Genomic DNA, 26,647 nt, shown 5'->3' on the forward strand with positions numbered 1-26,647 from the left:
GAGATGAAAAAAGGCGCCCCCGGGGGCGCCTTTTTCTATTTGCAGTATCACTCAGCCAATGGCTTTGGACGCCAGCCAGAACAGGCCGGCCGCCAGGCCCATCGAGGCTGGCAGGGTGAGCACCCAGGCCATCAGGATGGTCTTGACGGTGCCGCCTTGCAGGCCACTTTTGTTGGCGACCATGGTGCCGGCAACGCCCGACGACAGTACGTGGGTAGTCGATACCGGCAGGGCGAACACGTTGGCCAGGCCGATGGCGCAGGCTGCGGTGATTTGTGCCGACATGCCCTGGGCATAGGTCATGCCTTGCTTGCCGATCTTCTCGCCTACGGTCAGCACCACACGCTTCCAGCCCACCATGGTGCCCAGGCCCAAGGCCAGGGCGACGGCCACGATCACCCAGAACGGGGCGTATTCAGTGGTGGCGGTAAGGTCTTTGCGCAGCTTTTCCAGGTCGGCCTTTTCACGGGCGTCCAGGCCTGGCAGCTTGCCTACTTTCTTCGCCGTGTCATCCAGGCACAACAAGTAGCGGCGCACTTCAACGCGCTTGTCGGCGTCCAGGCTGTGGTAGTCGGTCACGCCTTGCAGCGAGGTTTGCAGGGCGGCAATGGTCGGCTCGGTCTGCTGTGGGTTGCAGCTGAACTGCTCCGGCAGGTCGCTGGCCTTGGCCTTGCCCAGTGCCAGGAACTCGCCCAGGGTGGCGGCGTTGCGCTGGTAGAACTGGCTCATGTGCAGGGTGGCGTCGCGGGTGCGCTCGATCTGGTAGGTGGTGCTGTTCAGGTCGAGGACGAACTTGGCCGGGACGATGCCGATCAGCACCAGCATGATCAGGCCGATGCCTTTCTGACCGTCGTTGGAGCCGTGCACGAAGCTGACGCCCATGGCGGAAACCACCAGGACCAGGCGGTTCCAGAACGGCGGGTGCTTCTTGTCGTCGAGCTTGCGACGCTGGTCAGGGGTCTTGTGCATCTTCGACAGCGGGCGCCACCATTTCAGGCCGATCAGGACCAGGGCGGCAACAGCGAAGCCAGCCATCGGCGAGACCACCAGCGACATGGCGATGTCGATCGCCTTCTGCCAGTTGACGCCGTCGCCCAGCGGGATGTCGTTGATCAGCGCGTTGGCCAGGCCGACACCCAGAATGGAGCCGATCAGCGTGTGCGAGCTGGACGCGGGAATACCAAAGTACCAGGTGCCAAGGTTCCAGGTGATGGCCGCAGCCAACAGCGAGAAGACCATGGCCAGGCCGTGCCCGGTGTTCACATTGATCAGCAGCTCTACCGGCAACAGGTGAACGATGGCATAGGCCACCCCGACACCGCCGAGCAGAACGCCAAGGAAGTTGAACACGCCGGAGAAGAAGACGGCGAGGTGTGGTGGCATGGCTTTGGTATAGATGACGGTTGCTACCGCGTTTGCGGTGTCATGAAAGCCATTGATGAACTCGAAGGCGAGTACGAAGGTCAAGGCGAGCAGCAGGCTCACCAACACCCAGGCATCCAGTCCGCTGAATAAATCGATCATGAAGGTTGTCTGGCGGTCATAGGGGGGCGGGATTATGCCAGAAAACCTTGGCAATCGATGCACCCGCTATAGACCGATGGCAATCTTCATGGCGATGATGCAGCTTGCGTGGAGACGTATCGAATTAGGGGAATGTCGGCTAAAAAGCACAAAAGTCAGTGAAACCAGGCATAAAAGCCGAGTTGAAGCCGTTTCGCTATCGTTCAAACGGTTGTATGAAATTTGTGAAATTCCATTTCACCTTCGGCCTGGCGGTAAAGATCGACCGCGCCCGGGCTGGCCGGGCGACGACGCGCTGGCGTGGCCCTGTGGGTCAGGGCGTATCGCTGCGCAGTTCCTTTTCCATCCGTTCCAGTTCCTGGCTGAACGATTGGTCGCGCACGCTGGCACGTTTGCGCCAAGGTTTGCGTTCCGGATCCGGTTGGGCGGCGTAAGTGGTGACTTCGCCACCGTAAACATCCTTGTAACGTTCAGCCTGGCGCTCGAGTTCTGCGCGCAGTTCATCTTTCGTCACATGCAGTACCTGAATGAAGTGTAATGACTAAAAGTTAGGCGCTGTGCAGCATGCACAGGCTTTGCCGGCCGCAACAGTTCGATACAGCGGAAGGTTCGTTACCGCAGTAACGTCGGGGCCTACGCAACCGATTATAGCAACCGATAATTCGCCGAACAGGGTTATTTACCCAACCCTGACACCCTCTGACGCAAGTTGTGAGATGTGCCTATAAACAATTTCGACCTTTCGTACAAGTTTGAAAGGTTTGGCGGATAAAAGTTCGCCGCAATGTCGAGGGCGGGGCGGGAATGAAAAACGGCCTCGCCAAAGGCGAGGCCGTTGCCTGGGGACTTCTACGGTGGGTACCTGACCAGTCTCTCCAAAGAAGCCACAAGTGGCAGGAGAAAGGTATAAGCAAACGTGTCGGCGGTCAATTGCGATTATCGGCCGTTTGTTCGATAATCGCACGGACCGGCGTTTTTTTTGAGGTGTGCGATGAGTGACGAAACCCAGGGCAACGATTCCGCCAACCCGGAGGCGGCACGACCTGCTTCGGCTGCCATGGCACCGCCGATCGTGGCCTCCCCGGCCAAGCGCATTCAGGCTTTTACCGGCGACCCGGACTTCATGACCTCCCTGGCCCGTGGCCTGGCGGTGATCCAGGCCTTCCAGGAACGCAAGCGCCACCTGACCATCGCCCAGATCAGCCACCGCACGGAAATCCCCCGCGCAGCGGTGCGCCGGTGTCTGCATACGCTGATCAAACTGGGGTATGCCACCACAGACGGGCGTACCTACTCACTGCTGCCCAAGGTGCTAACGCTGGGGCATGCCTACCTGTCATCGACGCCACTGGCCATTTCGGCCCAGCCTTACCTGGACCGCATCAGCGACCAGCTGCACGAGGCGGCCAACATGGCCACCCTTGAAGGTGATGACATCCTTTATATAGCCCGTTCGGCCACGGTGGAGCGGCTGATTTCGGTTGACCTGTCGGTGGGCGGGCGACTGCCGGCCTATTGCACGTCGATGGGGCGTATCCTGCTGGCGGCCCTGGACGACACCAGCCTGCGTGAGTACCTGGACCGTGCCGACCTGAAGGCGCGCACCAGCCGTACCCTGCACGACCCTGAATCATTGTTCGCCTGCATCCAGCAGGTGCGCGCCCAAGGCTGGTGCGTGGTGGACCAGGAGCTGGAGCAGGGGCTGCGCTCGATTGCGGTGCCGGTGTATGACGCTTCGGGGCAGGTGCTGGCGGCGTTGAACGTGAGTACCCACGTTGGGCGGGTGACGCGCAGCGAACTGGAGCAGCGCTTCCTGCCGATTTTGCTGGCGGCCAGCAGGGACCTTTGCCATCAGTTGTTTGGTTGAGATTACCTGGGCCGCAAGCGCCCCCATTCAAATATTGAACAGGCAAAACCGTTTCCTGTGCGATAAACGCACAGTGTCGCTCCCGGTGAATTGCTTCACCTGCGCCCGCTGATTAATGTCTCTCGCAACGGTCGGCTGTGCCGACCGAACAAGAAAAACATAAGAGGCACTTACCATGCATACTGTCCCTTCGCTGCCGCGGCCGCACCCGCACGCAGTCCAGTTGTATCCAGGCTGACACAGGCCATACCCCCAATCATTGCCAATTTGTACCGGTAAACCCTGTGCAGTGGCCTGGCTGTGCCCCTCATTCTGGATAACAACAATGAACCAAGCGCAATCCAACGTCGGCAAAAGCCTCGACGTTCAGTCGTTCATCAATCAGCAGCCGTTGTCCCGCTATCAATGGCGGGTCGTGCTGTTGTGCTTTCTGATCGTCTTCCTCGACGGCCTGGACACTGCTGCCATGGGCTTCATCGCCCCGGCCCTGTCGCAGGAGTGGGGTATCGACCGCGCCAGCCTTGGCCCGGTCATGAGTGCTGCCTTGATCGGCATGGTGTTCGGCGCTCTGGGCTCCGGGCCGTTGGCCGACCGTTTCGGCCGCAAGGGCGTGCTGGTGGGCGCGGTACTGGTGTTTGGCGGCTTTAGCCTGGCCTCGGCCTATGCCACCAACGTCGACCAGTTGCTGGTACTGCGTTTCCTGACCGGCCTGGGCCTTGGCGCCGGCATGCCCAATGCCACCACGTTACTGTCCGAATACACACCGGAGCGCCTGAAGTCGCTACTGGTAACCAGCATGTTCTGCGGTTTTAACCTGGGCATGGCCGGTGGTGGCTTCATTTCCGCCAAAATGATCCCTGCCTACGGCTGGCATAGCCTGCTGGTGATTGGTGGCGTGCTGCCGCTGTTGCTGGCATTGGTGCTGATGGTCTGGCTGCCGGAGTCGGCACGCTTCCTGGTGGTACGCAACCGTGGCACCGACAAGATTCGCAAGACCCTGTCGCCGATTGCGCCGCAGGTGGTGGCCGAGGCAGGTAGCTTCAGCGTGCCGGAACAAAAGGCCGTGGCCGCCCGCAACGTGTTCGCGGTGATCTTCTCGGGCACCTATGGCCTGGGCACGGTGCTGCTGTGGCTGACCTACTTCATGGGGCTGGTGATCGTCTACCTGCTGACCAGCTGGTTGCCAACCCTGATGCGCGACAGTGGCGCGAGCATGGAGCAGGCCGCGTTCATCGGCGCGTTGTTCCAGTTCGGTGGTGTGCTGAGTGCGGTTTTTGTGGGTTGGGCCATGGACCGCTTCAACCCGCACAAGGTGATCGGCATTTTCTACCTGCTGGCCGGCGTGTTCGCCTACGCCGTAGGGCAGAGCCTGGGCAACATCACCTTGCTGGCTACGCTGGTGCTGGTCGCCGGCATGTGCGTGAACGGCGCGCAGTCGGCAATGCCATCGCTGGCGGCACGCTTCTACCCGACCCAGGGCCGTGCCACGGGTGTATCGTGGATGCTGGGCATCGGCCGCTTTGGCGCGATTCTCGGGGCCTGGAGTGGCGCGACGTTGCTGGGCCTTGGCTGGAACTTCGAGCAGGTGCTGACGGCGCTGCTGGTGCCGGCGGCGCTGGCGACTGTGGGCGTGATTGTAAAGGGGCTGGTAAGCCACGCGGACGCGACCTGAGGCCTTTAAAGGGCAAGAAAGGGATCGGTAGGCTCGCAACAAATAGTTCGATAATCGCACAAATAGTCGATTATCGGATTGTAAGCGAGCTGCCAGTCTCCTTAATCTGAGCTTACTGAAGCACCCTGACCAGTAGCCTCCAGCAGACCACCCCCGAACCACTGAAGTCGAGCCGTCCGCCCTGCGTGACCTCGAAGCCCGTACCGCAGGAGAAGCTTAATGCGCGACGTATTCATCTGTGACGCCATCCGTACCCCGATCGGCCGCTTTGGCGGTGCCTTGGCCGGTGTGCGGGCCGACGACCTGGCCGCTGTGCCGCTGAAAGCGCTGATCGAGCGTAACCCCAGCGTGCAATGGGACCAGGTTGACGAGGTGTTTTTCGGCTGCGCCAACCAGGCTGGTGAAGACAACCGCAACGTGGCACGCATGGCGCTGCTGCTGGCGGGCCTGCCAGAGAGCATCCCCGGCGTTACCCTGAACCGCCTGTGCGCCTCGGGCATGGATGCCATCGGCACCGCCTTCCGCGCTATCGCCAGCGGTGAAATGGAGCTGGCGATTGCCGGCGGCGTCGAGTCGATGTCGCGTGCGCCGTTCGTCATGGGCAAGGCCGAAAGCGGCTATTCACGCAACATGAAGCTGGAAGACACCACCATCGGCTGGCGTTTCATCAACCCGCTGATGAAGCGCCAGTACGGCGTGGATTCCATGCCGGAAACCGCTGACAACGTGGCTGACGATTACCAGGTTTCGCGCGCTGACCAGGACGCCTTCGCCCTGCGCAGCCAGCAGAAGGCCGCCGCCGCACAGGCCGCCGGCTTTTTCGCCGAAGAAATCGTGCCGGTGCGTATTGCCCATAAGAAAGGCGAGATCATCGTCGAGCGTGACGAGCACCTGCGCCCGGAAACCACCCTCGAAGCGCTGACCAGGCTCAAACCGGTCAACGGCCCGGACAAGACTGTCACTGCCGGCAACGCCTCGGGCGTGAACGACGGTGCCGCTGCACTGATCCTGGCCTCGGCCGAAGCGGTGAAGAAACACGGCCTGACCCCACGTGCCCGCGTACTGGGCATGGCCAGCGGCGGCGTTGCGCCACGGGTCATGGGCATCGGCCCGGTGCCGGCGGTGCGCAAGCTGACCGAGCGCCTGGGTGTGGCGATGAATGATTTTGACGTTATCGAGCTTAACGAAGCCTTCGCCAGTCAAGGTCTGGCGGTGCTGCGTGAGCTGGGTGTGGCCGACGATGCGCCGCAGGTGAACCCCAATGGCGGCGCGATCGCCCTGGGCCACCCGCTGGGCATGAGCGGTGCGCGCCTGGTACTGACGGCGCTGCACCAGCTGGAGAAGAGCGGGGGGCGTAAAGGCCTGGCGACCATGTGTGTGGGCGTTGGGCAAGGTTTGGCGCTGGCCATCGAGCGGGTTTGACCTGTACTGGCCTCTTCGCGGGCAAGCCCGCCTATACAAGGGACCACGCATCCCTTGTAGGAGCGGGTTCACCCGCGAAGAGGCCGGTATGTTCGACTCAAGGCCAATTGCCAGCCTCAAAGCGGAACGAGGTGTTACCAGGTGTGTCTAGAATTACCTGTGACCCTCCAGGAGTAATCTCACCATGACCTCAACCTATTACACCGGCGAAGAGCGCAGCAAACGCATCTTCGCTATCGTTGGTGCCTCTTCGGGCAACCTGGTGGAATGGTTCGACTTCTACGTCTACGCCTTCTGCGCCATCTACTTCGCCCCGGCCTTCTTCCCCTCCGACGACCCCACCGTGCAGCTGTTGAACACGGCGGGTGTATTCGCCGCAGGCTTCCTGATGCGCCCCATTGGTGGCTGGATCTTCGGCCGCCTCGCTGACCGCCATGGTCGCAAGAATTCCCTGATGATCTCGGTGCTGATGATGTGTTTCGGCTCGCTGATGATCGCCTGCCTGCCCACTTACGCCAGCATTGGTACCTGGGCCCCGGCGCTGCTGTTGCTGGCCCGCCTGATCCAGGGCCTGTCGGTGGGGGGCGAGTACGGCACCACTGCTACCTACATGAGTGAAGTGGCCCTGCGCGGCCAGCGCGGCTTCTTTGCCTCGTTCCAATACGTCACCCTGATCGGCGGCCAGTTGCTGGCGGTATTGGTGGTGGTGATATTGCAGCAACTGCTGACCGAAGATGAACTGCGCGCCTGGGGCTGGCGTATCCCCTTCGTGGTGGGTGCCATCGCCGCGCTGATCTCGCTGATGCTGCGCCGTTCGCTGCACGAAACCAGCAGCGCCGAAACCCGCAACGACAAGGATGCCGGCTCGATCGGCGGCCTGTTCCGCAACCACATGGCGGCGTTCATCACGGTACTGGGCTACACCGCAGGCGGCTCGCTGATCTTCTACACCTTCACCACCTACATGCAGAAGTACCTGGTGAACACTGCCGGCATGACGGCGAAAAACGCCAGTTACGTGATGACTGGCGCGCTGTTCCTGTTCATGGTGTTGCAGCCGTTCTTCGGCATGCTGTCCGACCGCATTGGCCGGCGTAACTCGATGCTGCTGTTCGGCGCCCTGGGCACGTTGTTCACTGTGCCGCTGCTGATGGCGCTGAAAACCGTGACCAGCCCGTTCATGGCCTTCGTGCTGATTACCCTGGCATTGTGCATTGTCAGTTTCTACACCTCGATCAGCGGCCTGGTGAAGGCCGAGATGTTCCCGCCGCAGGTGCGTGCGCTGGGTGTGGGCCTGGCCTATGCGGTGGCCAACGCGGCCTTCGGCGGTTCGGCCGAATACGTGGCCCTGGGGTTGAAGACCATGGGCATGGAAAATACTTTCTACTGGTACGTGACCGCGATGATGGCGATCGCCTTCCTGTTCAGCCTGCGCCTGCCGAAACAGGCCGAGTACCTGCACCATGACCACTAAGGACGCTGCATGAGCAACCAACTGTTCGACGCCTACTTCACCGCGCCGGCCATGCGCGAGATTTTCTCCGACCGTGGCCGCCTGCAGGGCATGCTCGATTTCGAGGCGGCGCTGGCCCGTGCCGAAGCCGCTGCCGGCCTGGTCCCGCACAGTGCCGTAGCGGCCATTGAGGCAGCATGCCAGGCCGAGCGCTATGACGTTGGCGCGTTGGCCAATGCCATCGCCACCGCTGGCAACTCGGCAATCCCGCTGGTGAAGGCGTTGGGCAAGGTGATCGCCACTGGCGTGCCGGAGGCCGAGCGCTACGTGCACCTGGGCGCCACCAGCCAGGACGCCATGGACAGTGGCTTGGTGCTGCAGTTGCGCGATGCCCTCGCGCTGATCGAAGCCGACCTTGGCAAGCTGGCCGAAACCTTGTCGCAGCAGGCCTTGAAGCATGCCGATACACCGTTGGTGGGCCGCACCTGGTTGCAGCACGCCACCCCGGTGACCTTGGGCATGAAGTTGGCCGGGGTGCTGGGCGCCTTGACCCGTCACCGTCAGCGCCTGCAGGAACTGCGCCCACGTTTGCTGGTGCTGCAGTTTGGCGGTGCCTCGGGCAGCTTGGCGGCCCTGGGCAGCAAGGCGATGCCGGTGGCCGAGGCACTGGCCGAGCAGCTCAAGCTGACCCTGCCAGAACAACCCTGGCACACCCAACGTGACCGCCTGGTGGAGTTTGCATCGGTGCTAGGCCTGGTGGCCGGCAGCCTGGGCAAGTTCGGCCGCGATGTCAGCCTGTTGATGCAAACCGAGGCGGGGGAGGTGTTCGAGCCTTCCGCGCCGGGCAAGGGCGGCTCGTCGACCATGCCGCACAAGCGTAACCCGGTGGGCGCTGCTGTGCTGATCGGCGCCGCCACCCGCGTACCGGGCCTGGTATCGACACTGTTCAGCGCCATGCCCCAGGAACACGAACGTAGCCTGGGGCTGTGGCATGCCGAGTGGGAAACCCTGCCGGAAATCTGCTGCCTGGTCTCCGGCGCCCTGCGCCAGGCCCAGGTGATTGCCGAGGGCATGGAGGTGGATGCCGCGCGCATGCGCCGCAACCTCGACTTGACCCAGGGCCTTGTGCTGGCCGAGGCGGTCAGCATTGTCCTCGCCCAGCGGCTGGGCCGTGACCGCGCCCACCACCTGCTAGAGCAATGCTGCCAGCGTGCCGTTGCCGAACAGCGCCATTTGCGTGCCGTGCTGGGTGATGAACCGCAGGTCAGTGCCGAACTGTCGGCTGAAGAACTCGATCGCCTGCTCGACCCTGCCCATTACCTGGGCCAAGCCCGCGTCTGGGTGGCGCGGGCTGTATCCGAACATCAACGTTTCACTGCCTGAAGGAGACCGCTGTGGCGCATTTGCAACTGGCCGATGGCGTTTTGAACTACCAAATCGATGGCCCGGAAAACGCCCCGGTGCTGGTTCTGTCCAACTCGCTGGGTACCGACCTGGGCATGTGGGACACCCAGATGCCGCTGTGGAGCCAGCACTTCCGGGTGCTGCGCTACGACACCCGTGGCCACGGCGCATCGCTGGTCACTGAAGGCCCGTACAGCATCGACCAGCTGGGCCGCGACGTACTGGCCCTGCTCGATGGCCTGGACATTCAGAAGGCCCACTTCGTCGGCCTGTCGATGGGTGGCCTGATCGGCCAGTGGCTGGGTATCAACGCCGGCGACCGCCTGCACAGCCTGACCCTGTGCAACACCGCCGCCAAGATCGCCAACGACGAGGTGTGGAACACCCGTATCGACACCGTGCTCAAGGGTGGCCAGCAGGCCATGGTCGATCTGCGCGATGCCTCGATCGCCCGCTGGTTCACGCCAGGCTTTGCCCAGGCCCACGCAGAGCAGGCCCAACGCATCTGCCAGATGCTGGCGCACACCAGCCCGCAGGGCTACGCCGGTAACTGCGCCGCAGTGCGTGATGCCGATTACCGTGAACAACTGGGCCGTATCCAGGTGCCGGCGCTGATTGTGGCGGGTACCGAGGACGTGGTCACCACCCCGGAGCATGGCCGCTTCATGCAGGCCGGTATTACCGGTGCCGAGTACGTCGAGTTCCCGGCGGCGCACCTGTCCAACGTCGAGATTGGTGAGGCGTTCAGCCGCCGCGTGCTCGACTTCCTGCTGGCTCACTGAGGACACCGCCATGGACGAGAAACAACGTTACGACGCCGGCATGCAAGTGCGCCGCGCGGTGCTTGGCGATGCCCACGTCGACCGCAGCCTGGAGAAGCTCAACGACTTCAACGGCGAGTTCCAGGAAATGATCACCCGCCACGCCTGGGGTGACATCTGGACCCGCCCGGGCCTGCCACGCCACACCCGCAGCCTGATCACCATTGCCATGCTGATCGGCATGAACCGCAACGACGAGTTGAAGCTGCACCTGCGTGCGGCGGCCAACAACGGCGTGACCCGTGAGGAGATCAAGGAAGTGCTGATGCAGAGCGCGATCTATTGCGGCATTCCGGCGGCCAATGCCACCTTCCACATGGCGGAATCGGTGTGGGATGAGTTGGGTGTAGAGTCGCGTAGCTGACTGTTACGCGGTCCCTTGTAGGAGCGGCCTTGCCGGGGCGCCGGACCGGTCGGATGGGCCGCGAAGCGGCCCCAGAATTTCAGCTCCGCAACTGCTATCGCCGGGGCTGCGTTGCAGCCCATCGCGACACCAGGTCGCTCCTACAGAGGCCGCGTAAGTTGTTACAGGGCGCGCACGGCCACCGGCCCGGCGTTGGCTTCGAGAGCCTGCTTCAGGGCCGGGCACAAGCCCAGCATGAACGCCGCTTCAGCCACCACGAACAGCGGCCCGATGATCAACCCGCTGACATCGTCGACAAACGCCGGTTTGCGCCCTTCGTAGTAATGGCCGACGAACTGGATGATCCAGCCCACCACGAACGCCCCCAGCCCGGCAGCGAGCCACAGCCCAGTGGCCTGCACCGCCAGCACCTGGCCTGCCCACAGGCACAGCCCCAACAGCAAACCCATCACCAGCCCGAAGCGCAGGTCCAGGCGCAGGTAAAACCATACCGAAGCGGCTGCTGCCAGCAGGGCAGGGGACAGCCAGATACCGGCGACCTCCCAACCAGGGCGCGACAGCAGGACGGTGACCGCCAGCACGATCATGGGGATGCCGATGAAATGGGTGAGGATGTTGCGTGGGTCGCGGTGGTAGCTGGCGTACTGGCTCAGGTGGTCGACGAGGGTTTTCATGGTTGTGCCTCACTGGTTTGCCTGGTCGATGTGTGGTGCCTGTACGGGCCTATTCGCGGCGGTTCGACGCCTCGATAAACCCGCTCCTACAACGGTTCGCGCAATCCTTTGTAGGAGCGGGTTCACCCGCGAAGAGGCCGGCACAGGCAACCCATATAGCTCAGGATAGCCCGCACCCACCACCATCATCAGCTCAGCGAATGGCAGCAGCCCGCACCGGCATATCCAGCCCCACCAAGGTCTCGATCATCGCCCGCGCCGCCGGCGACAGCCGGTAGCCGCTGCGGCTGACCACCCCGCAACGCACACTCAGCACCTCCAGCGCTGGCGGCAGGTTGCGCCAGTGCAGGCGTACCAGGGTGCCGGCGGCCAGGTCTTCGGCCACCGCTTCCTCGCTGGCGGTGCCGATGGCATCGCTGGCCTGCACCACGCTGCGCAGGATGGCCAGGTGCTCGGTTTGCAGGTGCGGGGTGAAGTCGCTGCGCCCGCTGAGGTTGGCCAGGCGCTTGCGCACACCGGGGGCGAGCAGGGCGCTGGCCAGTGGGTAGCTGAACAGGTCGTTGGTCGACAGGCTGTCCTTGGCCAGCAACGGGTGGCCCGGGCGGCAGAAGAACAGGCCAGGGCGGGGCGACAAAGGTTCGGTGTGGAAGTTGGCGTCGGCTTCGAACGGGCGGATATCGTCGACGAAAAACTCGATCTGCTCCCGCCGCAACGCCTGGCCGAGGCGTTCGGCATTGTCCACCAGCAGCGAGGTGCGAATGCCCGGGTGGCGCTCGATGAAGTGGCGCAGGGCATCAGGCACCAGGCGCACGGCCAGTGCCGGGCCGCTGCCGAAGTGCAACTCGCCCGCGTCGAGCTTGGTCATCTGCAGCACTTCGTTGCTTAGCTGCGCCGCGCCTTGCACCAGACGCCGGGCATGTTGCAGCACCACCAGGCCTTCGGGGGTGGGCGGCAAAGCTTTGCTGGCGCGGTCGACCAGTGGGCAGCCGAAGCTGTGTTCCAGGCCCTGGATGGCGCGGCTGAAGGCGGGTTGAGTGATGCCCATGGCCTCGGCGGCACGGACGAAACTGCGGTATTCGGTGAGGGCGATGAAGTAACGCAGCTGACGGAGGTCCATGTCACGGCTCTGGGGCGGGGGCAGGCGCCTATTCAAGCGGTTACTGCATATGTTGTAAAAGAAGGTTTATTGATTTGTTTATGTCTTTTCGTTATTTGAGGGGCAGATGGCCTCTTCGCGGGTGAACCCGCTCCTACAGAGTTCCCCGCCCGTTGTAGGAGCGGGTTCATCGAGGCGTCGAACCGCCGCGAAGAGGCCAGTGGGCTCAGAGGAGATTCAGCGGGTAACTTACGATCAAGCGGTTCTCATCAAAGGCATTGGTGCTGAAGTCCCGGCGCATGGTGGAGTTGCGCCACTTCACCGAAAGATCCTTGAAGCTACCCGATTGAATGACGTAGGCCAGTTCGGTCTCGCGTGCCCACTCCTTGCCATCGTCCACGCCGCCAGCGGTAACGTTGTCACCCTTTATATACCGGTTCATCAGGGTCAGGCCGGGTACGCCGACAGCGGCGAAGTTGAAGTCATGGCGCACCTGCCAGGAGCGCTCCTTGGCGTTGTCGAAGCTGGAGTTGTAGCTGTCGTTGGCCAGGGTGCCGCCGCTGGTGCCGTTGACCCGCAGCCAGGCATCGTCGCCGCTGACCTTCTGCAGGCCGACGTAGAAGGTGTGGCCCTGGTAGCGCGCCGAAAGCAGCGCGGAGGCGGTGCGGTTGTCCAGCTTGCCCGCGCGCTCGGCGCCGTCTTCCTTGCCGATGAAGTAGCCCAGGTTGGCGCCCAGGGTCCAGTCGCCCAGCGGCTGGCTGTGCGTCAGGTTGAGGTACTGCTGGCGGTAGATGTCCTTGAGCTGGGCATCCCACAGGCCGATCATGGTGCGCTTGTCGTTGAAGGTGTATTCGCCGCCGCCGAAGTTGAAACGGTCGGAGGTGAACGCGGCCCTGCCGTTCAGCGACATGTCTTCCATGCTGGCGTCGTTGCGCGGGCTGTTACCGCGGAACTGGCCGGCGTACAGGGTCAGGCCGGCGATCTCTTTCGAGGTCAGTTGGCCGCCGCGGAAGGTTTGGGGGAGCGAACGGCCGTCGTCCGAACGCAGGATCGGCAGGACCGGCATCCATTCACCGACTTTCAGCTCGGTTTCCGACAACTTGGCTTTCAGCGCCACACCCAGGCGGCCGAAATCATCAGCCGGGCGGCCATCGTCGTGCACGGGCAGCAGGTGGGTGTTGGTGGTGCCTTTGCCGCCGTCGAGCTTGACCGAGTACAGGCCCAGCACATCCACACCGAAACCCACGGTGCCCTGGGTGAAGCCGGAGCGGGCGTCGAGGATGAAGCTTTGCGTCCATTCCTCGGCCTTGCCCTGCGGGTGGGCCGGGTCGACGAAGTTGCGGTTGATGTAGAAGTTGCGCAGGTTGAGGGTGGCCTTGGCATCTTCCAGGAAACCACCTTGGTCGGCGGCGAACACGGGAAGGGTGCAGGACATGGCCAACAGGCCGGGCAGCAGCTGGCGTGCGGGTTGCAAAGTGCTCATCTGTCGTGGATCTCTTGTTTTTATGGGGCGAGCCGGTGCACTGCGGGGTCGAGCCAGCAGGTGCGGGTCTTTTCTTGATGAACTTGGGCAACGTTGCGTGGGGGGATGGTGCGGCGTTCGACGGGGGTGAGGCAATTCGTCGCAAACGGAACGGGGCGATAATCGAACGGAATGTTCCGGTTAGTTAATAGTTTGTCTGTGTCGGCCTCTTCGCGGGTGAACCCGCTCCCACAGGTAATGCACAAGCGTTGGAACCTGTGCGGTCCTTGTGGGAGCGGGTTTACCCGCGAATAGGCCGGCACAGGCAACACAAAACAAAAAGCCCACCGCGAGGGTGGGCTTTATGCTTCAAGCAGCTTCAATCAGCCTTTCGGTGTTTCCACCGATGCCTGCTGGTTCGCCTGCCCGGTCTGCTCGTACCAGCCACCACCAAGCGCCTTGTACAAGTTGACCTCGCTGGTCAGCTGAGACAGGCGATCGCCGATCAGCGCCTGCTGCGCACTGAACAGGTTGCGCTGGGCATCGAGGAAAGTCAGGTTGCTGTCGATGCCGATGCGGTAGCGGCGTTCAGCCAGGCGGTAGTAGTCCTGGTTAGCCTGCACCAGGTCACGCTGGGCCTGCAGCTGCTCTTCAAAGGTCTTGCGCGCCGCCAAGCCATCGGAGACTTCCTGGAAGGCGGTCTGGATGGTTTTTTCGTACTTGGCGACGTTGATGTCCTTCTGGATCTTCGAGTAGTCCAGGCTGGCCTTCAGGCTGCCGGCGTTGAAGATCGGCAGGTTGATCTGCGGCTGGAACAGCCAGGTGCCCTGGCCGCCTGCGAACAGGTGGCCCATGTCGGGGCTCAGGCTGCCGGCGTTGGCCGTCAGGCTGATGCTCGGGAAGAAGGCTGCGCGGGCGGCGCCGATGTTGGCATTGGCAGCCTTGAGCAGGTGCTCGGCTTCCTGGATGTCCGGGCGGCGCTGGAGAATGTCCGACGGCAGGCCGGCCGGTACTTCGGCCAACTGGTCGGCGTTGAGCTCCAGTGGCTTGGCCAGGTCGGCAGGAATACCGGTGCCCAGCAGCACGGTCAGGCTGTTGACGTCCTGGGCGACCAGGCGCTGATACTGCGAGTACTTGACCCGGGCGCCTTCGACGGCGGTGCGCGCCTGGCTCACGTCCAATGCCGAAGCCACACCGACTTCGTTGCTGCGACGGGTAAGGTTGTAGCTCTCCTCGTAGGTCTTCAGCGTTTCTTCGGTCAGCTTGAACAGCGCCTGGTCGGCCTGCCAGGTGTAGTAAGCGTTGGCCACGCTGGCCACCAGGGCAATTTGCGTGGAACGACGTGCCTGCTCGCTGGACAGGTAGGTTTCCAGGGCTTGCTCGGTCAGGCTGCGCACACGGCCGAACAGGTCCAGCTCATAGGCGCTGACGCCCAAGGTGGCCGAGTACTGGCTGGTGATGCCCGATTCACCGGTTTGCGACATGTTCGCCGGCACGCGCTGGCGGCTGCCGCTGCCAGTGGCCGAAACCGCCGGGAACAGGTCGGCCCGCTGGATGCGGTATTGCGCACGGTAGGCGTCGAGGTTCAACGCGGCGACGCGCAGGTCGCGGTTGTTGACCAGCGAGGTCTGGATCAGCTGCTGCAGTGCTGGATCGTGGAAGAACTGGCGCCAGCCCTGTTCGGCGGCGGCAACGTCCGCCGACTGCGTCGGCGAGTACGCAGGGCCTTGCGGCCACTGCTGTGCCACCGGCGCTTCCGGGGTCTGGTAGTCAGGGATCAGCGAGCAGCCGCCAAGAATGAAAGCGGTTACCGCCAGGGACAACAAAGACTTGGTCATTGCCCAGCCTCATAACGTGGAGTTTCAGGGGTGGCGTCTGTTTCCGGCTTTTTGCTGCCGAACACTGACGACACTGCGACGAAGAATAGCGGCACCCAGAAGATTGCCAGTACGGTCGCACTGATCATGCCGCCGATCACACCGGTGCCGATGGCGTGCTGGCTACCCGCGCCGGCGCCACTGGCGATGGTCAACGGTACCACGCCGAGGATGAACGCCAGCGAGGTCATGATGATCGGGCGCAGACGCATGCGGCAGGCTTCGATCGTAGCGTCGTACAGGCTGCGGCCCTGCTCGTGGAGTTCCTTGGCGAACTCGACGATCAGGATGGCGTTCTTCGCTGCCAGGCCGATAGTGGTCAACAGGCCGACCAGGAAGTACACGTCATTGGACAACCCGCGCAGGCTGGTGGCGATCAGCGCACCGATGATACCCAGCGGTACTACCAGCACCACGGCGATCGGGATCGACCAGCTTTCGTACAAGGCTGCCAGGCACAGGAACACGAACAGGATCGAGAGGGCGAACAGCGCCGGCATCTGCGAACCGGAGAGCTTTTCCTCGTAGGACATGCCGGTCCAGGAGTAGCCGATGCCGGTAGGCAGTTCGCCGACGATACGTTCGACTTCGGCCATGGCTTCACCGGTACTGTAGCCAGGGGCTGGTGCACCAAGGATTTCCATGGCTTCGACGCCGTTGTAACGCGACAGCTTCGGCGAACCGTAGGTCCATTCGCCCTTGGCGAAGGAAGAGAACGGCACCATCTCGCCCGCGCCATTGCGCACGTACCACTTCTGCAGGTCTTCCGGGCTCATCCGCGAGTTGGGCTCGCCCTGGATGTACACCTTCTTGACTCGACCGCGGTCGATGAAGTCGTTGACGTAGCTGGCACCCAGGGCAATCGACAGGGTGTTGTTGATGTCGGCAATGGTCACGCCCAGGGCGCTGGCACGCTCGTCATCGATGGTAAGCTGGTACTGCGGCTCGTCGTTCAAGCCGTTCGGGCGCACAGCCATGAGGATCTTGCTTTGCGCGGCCTTGGCCAGGAACTGGTTGCGCGCTTCCATCAGCTTCTCGTGGCCGACACCCGCGCGGTCCTGCAGGAACACGTCGAAGCCGGTGGCGTTACCCAGTTCGAGTACCGCAGGCGGGGCGAAGGCGAACACCATCGCATCGCGGAAGCTGAAGAAATGCTGCTGGGCACGTTGCGACAGGTTGAACACGCTGTTTTCTGCCGAACGCTCGCCCCACGGCTTGAGCATGATGAATGCCATGCCCGAACTTTGGCCACGGCCGGCGAAGTTGAAACCGTTGACGGTGAACACCGATGCAACGGTGTCAGCTTCTTCCTTGAGCAGGTACTCACGCATCTGGTCGACCACCACCTGGGTGCGCTCGGCACTGGAACCGGCCGGAGTCTGCACCTGAGCAAACAGTACGCCCTGGTCTTCTTCCGGCAGGAACGCGGTCGGGATGCGTGCGAACAGCCAGATCATGCCAACCACGATCAGCGCATAGGCCAGCAGGAACGGCGCCTTGTTGCGCAGGATGGTACCCACGCTGCGCTCGTAGCCGTTGACGCTGCGGTCGAAGTTGCGGTTGAACCAGCCGAAGAAGCCGCCTTTGGCCGTGTGGTGCTCACCCTTCTTCAGCGGCTGGAGCATGGTGGCGCACAGCGCCGGGGTGAAGATCAGCGCCACCAGCACCGACAGGCCCATGGCCGAGACGATGGTGATGGAGAACTGCCGGTAGATCACACCTGTAGAACCACCGAAGAACGCCATGGGCAGCAGTACCGCCGACAGCACCAGGGCAATACCCACCAGGGCGCCCTGGATCTGTTCCATCGAGCGCTTGGTCGCCTCCTTGGGCGGCAAGCCTTCCTCGGACATGACCCGCTCGACGTTCTCCACCACGACGATGGCGTCGTCCACCAGCAAGCCGATGGCCAGGACCATGGCGAACATGGTCAGGGTGTTGATGCTGAAGCCCGCGGCGGCAAGGATGCCGAACGTACCCAGCAACACCACCGGTACGGTCATGGTGGTGATGATGGTGGCGCGGAAGTTCTGCAGGAACAGGTACATCACCAGGAACACCAGGACCACGGCTTCGATCAGGGTGTGGATTACCCCGCTGATCGATTCGGTGACCACCGGCGTGGTGTCATACGGGAAGACTGCTTTCACCCCAGGCGGGAAGAACGGTTCCAGGTCCGCGATGGTCTGGCGCAGGGCCTTGGCAGTGTCCAGGGCGTTGGCACCGGTGGCCAGTTTTACCGCCAGGCCGGACGCCGGCTTGCCGTTGAACTGGGCGCTGACCGCGTAGTTTTCACCACCCAGGCCAACCTGGGCGACATCACCCAGGCGCACTTGCGAGCCGTCGCTGTTGACCTTGAGCAGGATCTTCTCGAACTGCTCGGCGGTTTGCAGGCGGGTCTTGCCGATGATGGTGGCGTTCAGCTGGGTGCCCGGCATGGCCGGCAGGCCGCCGAGCTGGCCGGAGGACACCTGCACGTTCTGTGCGGCCACGGCAGTCTTGACGTCGACCGGGGTCAGCTGGAACTTGTTCAGCTTGGCCGGATCGAGCCAGATACGCATGGCGTACTGGGCACCGAACACCTGGAAGTCACCCACACCTGCAGTACGCGAGATCGGGTCCTGCATGTTGGAGACGATGTAGTTGGCCAGGTCGTCCTTGGTCATGCTGCCGTCTTCGGACACCAGGCCGATCACCAGCAGGAAGTTTTTCACTGCCTTGGTGACGCGGATACCTTGCTGCTGCACTTCTTGCGGCAGCAGTGGGGTGGCCAGGTTCAGCTTGTTCTGGACCTGGACCTGGGCGGTGTCGGCGTTGGTGCCCTGCTCGAAGGTGGCAGTAATGGTCATGCTGCCGTCGGAGTTACTTTCCGACGACACATAGCGCAGGTTGTCGATACCGTTGAGCTGCTGCTCGATCACCTGCACCACGGTGTCCTGCACGGTTTGCGCCGAGGCGCCCGGGTAGGTCACGGCGATGGCAATGGCCGGCGGTGCGATGCTGGGGTACTGGTTGATCGGCAACTTCAGGATCGACAAGGCCCCGACCAGCATGATCACCAAGGCGATCACCCAGGCGAAGATCGGGCGATCGATAAAGAACTTCGACATGGTTTACTCCGCTTTGGCGTCTGCTTTCGCCGCGTTGGCCTGATCAGGGCTGCCCGGCTTCTTGACGTTGGTGGCTTCGCTGACTTTGACCTCGACGCCAGGGCGCACATACTGCAGCCCTTCGGTGATCAGGCGGTCGCCTGGGTTCAGGCCTTCCTCGATCAGCCAGTCGCTGCCCAGGGTGCGGCTGGCCTTCAGTTGGCGCAGCTCGACCTTGTTCTCCTGGTTGACCACCAGCGCGGTCGGCGCGCCTTTGAGGTCACGGGTCACGCCCTGTTGCGGGGCCAGGATGGCGTTGGCATTGACCCCGGCCTTGAGCCGCGCATGCACGAACATGCCTGGCAGCAAGGTGTGATCGGGGTTGGGGAATACGGCGCGAAGGGTCACCGAGCCGGTGGTCTCGTCGACCGCGACTTCGGAGAATTCCAGGCGGCCTTCCTGCTTGAACAGGCTGCCATCCTCAAGCACAAGCTGCACCGAGGCTGCGTTTTCACCCGCCTTCTGCAGTTGGCCGCTTTCCAGGTCACGGCGTAGCTTGAGCAGCTCGGCAGTGGACTGGGTCACGTCAACGTACATGGTGTCGAGCTGCTGGATGGTGGCCATGGCATTGGCCTGGCCATTACTCACCAGTGCACCTTCGGTAAATGCCGAACGGCCGATACGGCCGCTGATCGGTGCCAGCACCTTGGTGTAGCGCAGGTCGATCTGGGCGCTTTTAAGCGCGGCCTCGGCCTGCAATCGTTTGGCATTGGCGTCGTCGTATTCCTGCTTGGACACCGCCTGCTCGTCGATCAGCTGCTTGTAGCGCTCGGCCAGCGAGCGGGTAGCTTGCAGGTTTGCTTGGGCATTGGCCAAGGTGGCTTCGTACACGGCAGGGTCGATCTGATAGAGCTGCTGGCCTTCCTTGACGTCGCTACCTTCCTTGAAAAGGCGTTTTAGGATGATGCCGTTGACCTGCGGGCGCACTTCGGCGACGCGGTAGGCGCTGGTGCGCCCCGGCAATTCCGAGGTCAGGGTAAAGGCTTGCGGCTGGATGGTCACGACGCCGACCTGAGGAGCCTGCGCCGCTGGCGCTGCTTCTTCTTTCTTACAGCCACTGAGCAGAGTTGCCAGGGCGACGGCGGAAACCAGAGCGGTAACGGCTGGCTTGAATTGCATGAGGATCCTCGGGTCGCAGGAGCAGGGAGACGCTCAAGAGTAATGGAAGAGTCTTGATCTGGAGAAATTTGCTATCCGGTGGATAAATAGCTTGCTAAGGAATATACTTACATTCATGGTTGTTTGTAAATACCGCTGGGTTGTACTTGGGTACTGCCGCAGCCTTGATTAGTCATCCGTGAGGCCCCCTGCAGAGGTGCCCGCGGAGCGTTTTCCCGTTCGCGCTGCGCGTTCGGGCCAGATGAGGTTGTACTGCCATGGTCCGTCGAACCAAAGAAGAAGCCCAGGAGACCCGCGCCCAGATCATCGAGGCAGCGGAAAAGGCCTTCTATAAGCGCGGGGTTGCGCGAACCACCCTGGCCGACATCGCCGAACTGGCGGGCGTGACGCGTGGGGCGATCTACTGGCACTTCAACAACAAGGCCGAGTTGGTGCAGGCGCTGCTCGACAGCCTGCACGAGACCCATGACCATTTGGCGCGGGCCAGCGAAAGCGAGGACGAACTCGACCCGCTTGGCTGCATGCGCAAGCTGCTGTTGCAGGTGTTCAACGAGCTGGTGCTCGATGCCCGAACCCGGCGTATCAATGAAATCCTGCATCACAAGTGCGAGTTCACCGACGATATGTGTGAAATTCGCCAGCAGCGCCAGGGTGCGGTGCTGGATTGCCACCAGGGCATTACCTTGGCGTTGGCCAATGCCGTACGCCGGGGCCAGTTGCCAGGCGAGCTGGATGTCGAGCGCGCGGCGGTGGCCATGTTTGCCTATGTCGATGGCCTGATCGGGCGCTGGCTGCTGCTACCTGACAGTGTCGATCTACTCGGCGATGTCGAAAAATGGGTCGACACCGGGCTGGATATGCTGCGCTTGAGCCCGGCGCTGCGCAAATGACACTTTGTTAAGGATTGTGAGGGAGTGTTTCCTCTCTGTGTTAAGAGAGGATTAATGCTTCCAGGTACATTGGGCAGCACACAGATCCTGTAGGAGCGGCCTTGTGTCGCGATCGGGCTGCACAGCAGCCCCGGCATTTTTTGCACCGCCGCTGAAATCCTGGGGCTGCTTCGCAGCCCGATCGCGACACAAGGCCGCTCCTACACAAAACGCGCTAGGTTTTAACGGCCGCGCAGTTGCCGGTCCGGCAATGCCACCGCCGCCAGCAGCCCGAGCAGCGCCACCAGCGCACTCCCGATCAACAGCTGCCGGAACGTCTCCAGCAACCGCCCCTGCGTCACCAGGTCCACCTCACCCGCCTTCAAGCTCCCCAGCAACGGATTACCCAGCAATTCGAACCCACCTCCGTGCAGCAGCGCCAACAACAGGCTAGACATGCACGCCACACCCATGGCGCCGCCCAGCGAGCGGAACAGGTTGGTGGTACTGGTGGCAACACCGATGTCCTGGCTGGCCACCGCGCTTTGCGTGCCCACCAGCGAGGTCGGGAACTGCAGCCCGCAGGCTATGCCGGTCAGCAGCATGAACAGTGCACTGAGCCACGCCGACTGCGGTGGGATCAGCGCCATGCCGAGTATGGCCAGGGGCATCAACACTGCCCCGGCGAGGATCTGTGGCTTGTAGCGCCCGGTGCGGCTGGTCATGCGGCCACCGGTAAAGGCACCCATGGGCAGGCCCATGACCAGCGGCAGCAGGTGCAAGGCCGCGCTGTCGGCGCCGGCGCCAGTGATGCCCTGATAGCGCAAGGGCATGAGCATGGTCAGCGAAATCGACTGGAAGCTGGCGAAGAAGATCACCGCCCAGCACAGCACCGCCACCCGGTTGCCGAACAAACCGAGTGGCAGCAGCGGCTCGGGGCAGCGACGCTCATGGGCGATGAACAGCGCCAGGCCCAATACGGCACAGGCAAACAGCGCCAGCACGGCAGGGTCACCCCAGGCATGGCCTTGCCCGACCAGGGTAATACCCAGCAGCAGGCTGCCCAGGCCGAGGATCAACAGCACGGCGCCAAGGTAGTCCACTTGTGCCTCGCGGCGCTGCACCGGCATGCCAGCCAAGGCACGGCGAATCGCGTACAAGGCCACCAGTCCCAATGGCAGGTTGACCCAGAACACCCAGCGCCATGACAAGTACTCGGTCAGCCAGCCGCCCAGTACCGGCCCGGCAACACTGGCCGAGGCATACATGCTGCTGAAATAGCCCTGGTAGCGGCCGCGTTCGCGCGGGGGCACGAAGTCGCCGATGATCGCCTGGCTGACCGAGACCATGCCACCGGCACCAATACCTTGCAGCACCCGGGCCAGCACCAGTTGCTGCATGTCCTGGGCCAAGGCGCAGGCAATCGAAGCCAGGGTGAACAGGCTGATGCCGGTGAGGATCATGCGCCGCCGGCCATACAGGTCGCCCAGCTTGCCGTAGATCGGCACGGCGATGGTCATGGCCACCATGTAGCCGGAAATGACCCAGGCCAGCAGGCCGACATCGTTGAACTGGGCCGAGATTGCCGGCAGCGAGACAGCAACGATAGTCTGGTCAAGTGCGCCGAGGAAGATCGCCAGCATCAGGGCGGTGAGCACGTTGCGCAGGGTGGTGGAGGGCAGGGCGGCGGTCACGGGGATACCTTGTATAGCTGTGGTGGCCTCTTCGCGGGTAAACCCGCTCCCACAGAGGGCGGACGCGGTCACTGTGGGAGCGGGTTTACCCGCGAAAAGGCCAGCATGGTGTACCCGGATTGTAACCTGAGTTAGATAGCTTCCTATGTACTATCTGCATCCCCTATGCCGAATCGGCATTGGCGCATTCATCCAGTGCTGCATGGCCGCGTGATATCGTTGGTATGCCACAGGGGCTGAAAACCGCGGCCTGCACCAGCTTGGTGCAACATCTGCCGCAGGCTTTCTGCCCGCTGTCTCCCACACCTTTTATTCCTCTGCCTGCATGTCGAGCATGACCGCCCAGATGGCGACGGTTGGAACAGGTCAGGTAGACCCGATTACAGGGGTCGGTAGTTACCGTTCAAAATTTCAACTATTAGCGGAGTGACCATGCCCAAGGCTTCCCATCAAGATCTGCGTTTTGCCTTCCGCGAGCTGCTCGCTTCAGGTTCCTGTTACCACACCGCGTCGGTGTTCGACCCGATGTCGGCGCGCATTGCCGCTGACCTGGGCTTCGAGGTCGGCATTCTTGGCGGGTCCGTTGCCTCGTTGCAGGTACTGGCTGCACCGGACTTCGCGCTGATCACCCTGAGTGAGTTCGTCGAGCAGGCGACCCGTATTGGCCGCGTAGCGCAGCTGCCGGTTCTGGCCGACGCCGACCATGGCTATGGCAACGCGCTCAACGTGATGCGCACGGTGATCGAGCTGGAGCGCGCCGGCGTGGCCGCCCTGACCATCGAAGACACCCTGCTGCCCGCCCAGTTCGGGCGCAAGTCCACCGACCTGATCCCGGTCGATGAGGGCGTTGGCAAGATCCGCGCGGCGCTGGAAGCCCGGGTCGATTCCTCGCTGTCGATCATTGCCCGCACCAATGCTGGCGTGCTGACCACTGAAGAAATCATCGTGCGTACCCAGAGCTACCAGAAGGCCGGTGCCGATGGTATCTGCATGGTGGGCGTGAAGGACTTCGAGCAGCTGGAAAAGATTGCCGAGCACCTGACGGTGCCGCTGATGCTGGTTACCTACGGCAACCCGAACCTGCATGACGACGAGCGCCTGGCGCGCCTGGGCGTGCGCATTGCCGTCGATGGCCACGCGGCTTACTTTGCTGCAATCAAGGCCACCTACGACTGCTTGCGACTGCAGCGCGGCAAGCAGAACAAGTCTGAAAACCTCAGCGCTACCGAACTCTCGCACACCTACACCCAGCCTGAGGATTACATCCGCTGGGCCAAGGAATACATGAGCGTCGAGGAGTGACCGGCAGGGCGCCGTCAACTCAACGGACGGCGCTCAAGGTTGCCGTGTGAGGCACACAGTGTGCCTGCTCGCAGCTGGCGGCGGCGCTGGGCTGGCTACGTAGCAGCTCGGCGCGCCAGCAGGCCGAGCCGTACAGCCCTGCGACTGCGGTCAGGGCCATGACAAGGGCGACTCTTCTTGATTTGATGCCCATGGTGCTCACCTCCTGGTACAGCGATAGGTGATACTTCCAGCTTAGGCCAAATTCAGTGATGCCGCTCCTACAAGGGGCGTGAACCTTATAAATCGCGGTCCCACTCCGGCTCGTCCTTGAACCGCTGCACCAGAAAATCCAGCATGCTGCGCAAGGTCGCCGGCATGTGCTTGCGCGACGTGTACACCGCATTCAGGCTCAGCTCGCGTGGCTTGGCGTGTGGCAGCAGGCGCACCAGCTCACCTTTGCGAAGGGCCTCGGCGGCCTGGTAAGTCGGCAGCATGGCGATGCCCGCGCCGGCCAGTGCCGCCTTCTGCAAGGTCATTGCTTCGTTGGCACTGATGTTTCCCGCCACCGGTACGGCAACTTGCTGGCCGGCCACTTCGAAGTGCCATAGGCTATGGCCAAAATAGGCATGGGTCAGGCAGTTGTGCCGGCTCAGTTCCTCGACCAATAGTGGCGTACCCTGCTCGCGCAGGTAGGCCGGTGCCGCACACACCACCGAACGGCACACGCTCAGGCGCCGGGCGATCAGGTTGGGGTCGAGGTCGTTGCTGGTGCGGATGGCCAGGTCGATACGCTCGTCCACCAGGTTGACGGTGCGGTCGAGCATCTGCAGTTCAATCTTTACCCCAGGGTAGCGCCGCACATAAGCAGCGATCGCATCCACCAGTTGTGCCTGGCCGAACGAGGTACTGACGCTGATGCGCAATGCACCCCTTGGTGCATCATCCGGCTGCTGCACTGCAGCTTGCAGGTCACCGGCCAGCTCCAGCAGTTGCCGGCAGCGCGGCAGGGTTTCCTGGCCGGCGGCAGTGAGGCTGAGCTTGCGCGTGGTGCGCTGCATCAGCCGCGCGCCCACCCAGTCTTCCAGCTCGGCCAGGTAGCGCGACACGACCGGGCGCGACAGTTGCAGATGGTCCGCCGCCGCCGACTGGCTGCCCAGGTCGACGACGGTGACGAACACGCGCATGGCGTTGAGACGGTCCATGATTTGCCCGATTTCAGAAACAAACTATGTTCAAGCATGGCATTTTTTGTCACAGATCGGGCAACTAAGCTGTTGGGCATTGTTCAGCTGAAGGCGTTGCCAATGTCCCTGTTCACTCCCCTGCGTGGCCTGCTGCTGGCCTGCGTGACCCTGGCCGGCCCGGTGCGGGCTGCCGAGCCTTTGCAACTGGAGGCCTATAACCCCGGGCACGAGGCGATTTTCCCGGTCAGTTCGGTGATCGTCAGTGGCGAGCACGACGCCGTGCTGGTCGATGCCCAGTTCGGCAAGGCGCAGGCCGAGCAGCTGGTTCAACGCTTGCGGGCGAGTGGCAAGCAGCTGACCAGCATCTACATCAGCCACGGTGACCCGGACTACTACTTCGGCCTGGATACGCTGACCCAGGCCTTCCCCGACGCCAAGGTGCTGGCTTCGGCCGCTACGGTTGCCCATATCCGCCAGACCATGGAGGCCAAGCTGGCGTACTGGGGCCCGCAGATGGGCGCGGACAAACCCGCGCGCCTGGTGCTGCCGCAGGTGCTTGAAGGCAACCGTCTGACGTTGGAGGGGCAGGCCCTCGAAGTGATTGGCCTGGACGGCCCGCAGCCTGAGCGCAGTTTTGTCTGGATCCCGTCGATCAAGGCGGTGGTCGGTGGCGTGGTGGTATCCGAGCACATTCATGTGTGGATGGCCGACACGCAAACGGCCAAGTCGCATACCGACTGGCTTGGCACGCTCGCGCAGATCGAGGCGCTGGCACCGCGCACGGTCATCCCGGGCCATTACCTGGGCGACAGCAGCCGCTCGCTGGAGGCCGTGCGCTTCACGGCCAATTACATTCGTGCTTTCGATGCCGAAGCCGCCAAGGCGAAAGATGCTGACGCGTTGATCAAGGCGATGAAGCAGCGTTACCCGGGCCTGGCCGATGAAAGCTCGCTGGAGCTAGGGGCCAAAGTCGCCAAGGGAGAAATGAAGTGGTAATTCCGTTCAACTGATGGAGCGTAACCCATGAGCAAGATTGCAATCATCGGTGCCACTGGCCGCGCGGGCAGCCAGTTGTTGGAAGAGGCCCTGCGCCGTGGTCACAGTGTGCTGGCCATTGCCCGCGACCCTGCGCACTTACAGGGGCGTGACGGGGTGACCGTCAAGGCGCTGGATGCCAAGGACAGCGCGGCCCTGCAAGCCGCTGTGGCAGGTGTGGACGCGGTGCTGAGCGCGGCGCATTTCTCGACCATCGAGCCGCAGGCCATCATCGAACCGGTCAAGCGCGCCGGGGTCAAGCGCCTGCTGGTGGTGGGCGGTGCCGGCAGCCTGTTGCTGCCATCGTGGCACCGGGTAATCGACAGCCCGGACTTCCCGGAGGCATACAAGGCCGAGGCCTCTGCCGGGGTGCGTTTTCTGGAGGCGTTGCAGCGCGAGCCGAACCTGGACTGGACGTTCCTCTCACCGTCGGCGGAGTTCGTTGAAGGGGCGCGCAGCGGGCACTACAGGTTGGGCAAGGACCATCTGCTGATCGGTGCCGATGGTAAAAGCTGGATCACCTTTGCCGACTATGCGATTGCCATGCTCGATGAGCTGGAGAAACCGCAGCATTCGCGGCAGCGGTTCACTGTGGGTTATTAACTCACTGCGCGTTCCCTGTAGGAGCGGCCTTGTGTCGCGAAAGGGCCGCAAAGCGGCCCCGGGATTTCGGCGCC

General features: G+C 62.8%; 21 protein-coding genes. 11 read left to right on the plus strand and 10 right to left on the minus strand.

Going from position 1 to position 26,647, the window contains the following annotated elements; all coding sequences use genetic code 11:
• Nucleotides 1–51: 51 nt before the first annotated feature.
• Nucleotides 52–1,524: an inorganic phosphate transporter gene (locus ACIP02_RS07270; protein ID WP_400614664.1), complete on the minus strand. Its 1,473-nt coding sequence runs from the start codon at nt 1,522–1,524 to the stop codon at nt 52–54.
• Between the two features lie 313 nt (nt 1,525–1,837).
• Nucleotides 1,838–2,038, minus strand: a complete 201-nt coding sequence (locus ACIP02_RS07275) for a hypothetical protein (protein ID WP_201207269.1) — start codon at nt 2,036–2,038, stop codon at nt 1,838–1,840.
• 477 nt (nt 2,039–2,515) lie between these two features.
• Between ACIP02_RS07275 and pcaR the strand changes: the two genes are divergently transcribed.
• From pcaR to pcaC, 7 genes are all read left to right on the plus strand, one after another.
• Nucleotides 2,516–3,391, plus strand: a complete 876-nt coding sequence (gene pcaR / locus ACIP02_RS07280; RefSeq protein WP_400614666.1) for a pca regulon transcriptional regulator PcaR — start codon at nt 2,516–2,518, stop codon at nt 3,389–3,391.
• A 325-nt stretch (nt 3,392–3,716) separates the two neighbouring features.
• Complete coding sequence (locus tag ACIP02_RS07285; RefSeq protein ID WP_400614668.1) at nt 3,717–5,063, plus strand: MFS transporter; 1,347 nt, start codon at nt 3,717–3,719, stop codon at nt 5,061–5,063.
• A gap of 219 nt (nt 5,064–5,282) precedes the next feature.
• Nucleotides 5,283–6,485: a 3-oxoadipyl-CoA thiolase gene (pcaF, locus tag ACIP02_RS07290; protein WP_400614671.1), complete on the plus strand. Its 1,203-nt coding sequence runs from the start codon at nt 5,283–5,285 to the stop codon at nt 6,483–6,485.
• A 184-nt stretch (nt 6,486–6,669) separates the two neighbouring features.
• On the plus strand, nt 6,670–7,959 hold the full coding sequence (locus ACIP02_RS07295) for an MFS family transporter (RefSeq protein WP_400614674.1): 1,290 nt from the start codon (nt 6,670–6,672) through the stop codon (nt 7,957–7,959).
• A 9-nt stretch (nt 7,960–7,968) separates the two neighbouring features.
• On the plus strand, nt 7,969–9,321 hold the full coding sequence (locus tag ACIP02_RS07300) for a 3-carboxy-cis,cis-muconate cycloisomerase (RefSeq protein WP_400614676.1): 1,353 nt from the start codon (nt 7,969–7,971) through the stop codon (nt 9,319–9,321).
• An 11-nt stretch (nt 9,322–9,332) separates the two neighbouring features.
• Complete coding sequence (pcaD, locus tag ACIP02_RS07305; protein WP_400614679.1) at nt 9,333–10,124, plus strand: 3-oxoadipate enol-lactonase; 792 nt, start codon at nt 9,333–9,335, stop codon at nt 10,122–10,124.
• A 10-nt stretch (nt 10,125–10,134) separates the two neighbouring features.
• A complete protein-coding gene (gene pcaC, locus ACIP02_RS07310; protein WP_234227641.1) occupies nt 10,135–10,527 on the plus strand; it encodes a 4-carboxymuconolactone decarboxylase in 393 nt (130 codons plus the stop codon).
• Between the two features lie 161 nt (nt 10,528–10,688).
• Here pcaC and ACIP02_RS07315 read toward each other — a convergent pair whose 3' ends face one another.
• From ACIP02_RS07315 to ttgA, 6 genes are all read right to left on the minus strand, one after another.
• Nucleotides 10,689–11,201: a DUF962 domain-containing protein gene (locus ACIP02_RS07315; RefSeq protein WP_400614681.1), complete on the minus strand. Its 513-nt coding sequence runs from the start codon at nt 11,199–11,201 to the stop codon at nt 10,689–10,691.
• Nucleotides 11,202–11,394: 193 nt separating this feature from the next.
• Nucleotides 11,395–12,318 carry a LysR family transcriptional regulator gene (locus tag ACIP02_RS07320; RefSeq protein ID WP_201207692.1) on the minus strand — a complete coding sequence of 308 codons (924 nt, stop codon included), beginning with the start codon at nt 12,316–12,318 and terminating at the stop codon, nt 11,395–11,397.
• 205 nt (nt 12,319–12,523) lie between these two features.
• Nucleotides 12,524–13,780 carry an OprD family porin gene (locus ACIP02_RS07325; protein WP_400614685.1) on the minus strand — a complete coding sequence of 419 codons (1,257 nt, stop codon included), beginning with the start codon at nt 13,778–13,780 and terminating at the stop codon, nt 12,524–12,526.
• Nucleotides 13,781–14,142: 362 nt separating this feature from the next.
• Nucleotides 14,143–15,597: an AdeC/AdeK/OprM family multidrug efflux complex outer membrane factor gene (locus tag ACIP02_RS07330; RefSeq protein ID WP_400614688.1), complete on the minus strand. Its 1,455-nt coding sequence runs from the start codon at nt 15,595–15,597 to the stop codon at nt 14,143–14,145.
• Nucleotides 15,594–18,746, minus strand: a complete 3,153-nt coding sequence (gene ttgB / locus ACIP02_RS07335) for a multidrug efflux RND transporter permease subunit TtgB (RefSeq protein WP_400614690.1) — start codon at nt 18,744–18,746, stop codon at nt 15,594–15,596. The genes ACIP02_RS07330 and ttgB overlap by 4 nt, the downstream gene beginning before the upstream one ends.
• Before the next feature lie 3 nt (nt 18,747–18,749).
• On the minus strand, nt 18,750–19,904 hold the full coding sequence (gene ttgA, locus ACIP02_RS07340) for a toluene efflux RND transporter periplasmic adaptor subunit TtgA (protein ID WP_400614692.1): 1,155 nt from the start codon (nt 19,902–19,904) through the stop codon (nt 18,750–18,752).
• Between the two features lie 257 nt (nt 19,905–20,161).
• Here ttgA and ttgR point away from each other — a divergent pair, with 257 nt between their 5' ends.
• Complete coding sequence (gene ttgR / locus ACIP02_RS07345) at nt 20,162–20,794, plus strand: efflux transport transcriptional regulator TtgR (RefSeq protein WP_201207697.1); 633 nt, start codon at nt 20,162–20,164, stop codon at nt 20,792–20,794.
• Nucleotides 20,795–21,015: 221 nt separating this feature from the next.
• On the opposite strand, the gene ACIP02_RS07350 is transcribed toward ttgR, so the two are convergent.
• The gene (locus tag ACIP02_RS07350; protein ID WP_400614694.1) at nt 21,016–22,467 is read right to left on the minus strand and encodes an MDR family MFS transporter; all 1,452 of its coding nucleotides are present in this window, start codon (nt 22,465–22,467) and stop codon (nt 21,016–21,018) included.
• 432 nt (nt 22,468–22,899) lie between these two features.
• Here ACIP02_RS07350 and ACIP02_RS07355 point away from each other — a divergent pair, with 432 nt between their 5' ends.
• The gene (locus ACIP02_RS07355) at nt 22,900–23,769 is read left to right on the plus strand and encodes an oxaloacetate decarboxylase (protein WP_201205909.1); all 870 of its coding nucleotides are present in this window, start codon (nt 22,900–22,902) and stop codon (nt 23,767–23,769) included.
• A gap of 278 nt (nt 23,770–24,047) precedes the next feature.
• Here ACIP02_RS07355 and ACIP02_RS07360 read toward each other — a convergent pair whose 3' ends face one another.
• Nucleotides 24,048–24,953 (minus strand): LysR family transcriptional regulator, encoded by a 906-nt coding sequence (locus ACIP02_RS07360; protein ID WP_400614697.1) that lies wholly within the window; start codon nt 24,951–24,953, stop codon nt 24,048–24,050.
• Nucleotides 24,954–25,055: 102 nt separating this feature from the next.
• Between ACIP02_RS07360 and ACIP02_RS07365 the strand changes: the two genes are divergently transcribed.
• Both ACIP02_RS07365 and ACIP02_RS07370 read left to right on the plus strand, forming a co-directional pair.
• Nucleotides 25,056–25,931 carry an MBL fold metallo-hydrolase gene (locus ACIP02_RS07365; RefSeq protein WP_400614699.1) on the plus strand — a complete coding sequence of 292 codons (876 nt, stop codon included), beginning with the start codon at nt 25,056–25,058 and terminating at the stop codon, nt 25,929–25,931.
• A gap of 27 nt (nt 25,932–25,958) precedes the next feature.
• A complete protein-coding gene (locus ACIP02_RS07370) occupies nt 25,959–26,573 on the plus strand; it encodes an NAD(P)-dependent oxidoreductase (protein ID WP_400614702.1) in 615 nt (204 codons plus the stop codon).
• Nucleotides 26,574–26,647 lie beyond the last annotated feature (74 nt).

The sequence above is a fragment of the Pseudomonas sp. NPDC089408 genome, from assembly GCF_044749445.1.
Taxonomy (GTDB): domain Bacteria; phylum Pseudomonadota; class Gammaproteobacteria; order Pseudomonadales; family Pseudomonadaceae; genus Aquipseudomonas.

What these genes read in the sequence shown, in the direction of transcription:
- ACIP02_RS07270 (WP_400614664.1), bottom strand. Translation starts at nt 1,524, where the DNA reads ATGATCGATTTATTCAGCGGACTGGATGCCTGGGTGTTGGTGAGCCTG.
- pcaR (WP_400614666.1), top strand. Translation starts at nt 2,516, where the DNA reads ATGAGTGACGAAACCCAGGGCAACGATTCCGCCAACCCGGAGGCGGCA.
- ACIP02_RS07285 (WP_400614668.1), top strand. Translation starts at nt 3,717, where the DNA reads ATGAACCAAGCGCAATCCAACGTCGGCAAAAGCCTCGACGTTCAGTCG.
- pcaF (WP_400614671.1), top strand. Translation starts at nt 5,283, where the DNA reads ATGCGCGACGTATTCATCTGTGACGCCATCCGTACCCCGATCGGCCGC.
- ACIP02_RS07295 (WP_400614674.1), top strand. Translation starts at nt 6,670, where the DNA reads ATGACCTCAACCTATTACACCGGCGAAGAGCGCAGCAAACGCATCTTC.
- ACIP02_RS07300 (WP_400614676.1), top strand. Translation starts at nt 7,969, where the DNA reads ATGAGCAACCAACTGTTCGACGCCTACTTCACCGCGCCGGCCATGCGC.
- pcaC (WP_234227641.1), top strand. Translation starts at nt 10,135, where the DNA reads ATGGACGAGAAACAACGTTACGACGCCGGCATGCAAGTGCGCCGCGCG.
- ACIP02_RS07315 (WP_400614681.1), bottom strand. Translation starts at nt 11,201, where the DNA reads ATGAAAACCCTCGTCGACCACCTGAGCCAGTACGCCAGCTACCACCGC.
- ACIP02_RS07320 (WP_201207692.1), bottom strand. Translation starts at nt 12,318, where the DNA reads ATGGACCTCCGTCAGCTGCGTTACTTCATCGCCCTCACCGAATACCGC.
- ACIP02_RS07325 (WP_400614685.1), bottom strand. Translation starts at nt 13,780, where the DNA reads ATGAGCACTTTGCAACCCGCACGCCAGCTGCTGCCCGGCCTGTTGGCC.
- ACIP02_RS07330 (WP_400614688.1), bottom strand. Translation starts at nt 15,597, where the DNA reads ATGACCAAGTCTTTGTTGTCCCTGGCGGTAACCGCTTTCATTCTTGGC.
- ttgB (WP_400614690.1), bottom strand. Translation starts at nt 18,746, where the DNA reads ATGTCGAAGTTCTTTATCGATCGCCCGATCTTCGCCTGGGTGATCGCC.
- ttgA (WP_400614692.1), bottom strand. Translation starts at nt 19,904, where the DNA reads ATGCAATTCAAGCCAGCCGTTACCGCTCTGGTTTCCGCCGTCGCCCTG.
- ttgR (WP_201207697.1), top strand. Translation starts at nt 20,162, where the DNA reads ATGGTCCGTCGAACCAAAGAAGAAGCCCAGGAGACCCGCGCCCAGATC.
- ACIP02_RS07355 (WP_201205909.1), top strand. Translation starts at nt 22,900, where the DNA reads ATGCCCAAGGCTTCCCATCAAGATCTGCGTTTTGCCTTCCGCGAGCTG.
- ACIP02_RS07360 (WP_400614697.1), bottom strand. Translation starts at nt 24,953, where the DNA reads ATGGACCGTCTCAACGCCATGCGCGTGTTCGTCACCGTCGTCGACCTG.
- ACIP02_RS07365 (WP_400614699.1), top strand. Translation starts at nt 25,056, where the DNA reads ATGTCCCTGTTCACTCCCCTGCGTGGCCTGCTGCTGGCCTGCGTGACC.
- ACIP02_RS07370 (WP_400614702.1), top strand. Translation starts at nt 25,959, where the DNA reads ATGAGCAAGATTGCAATCATCGGTGCCACTGGCCGCGCGGGCAGCCAG.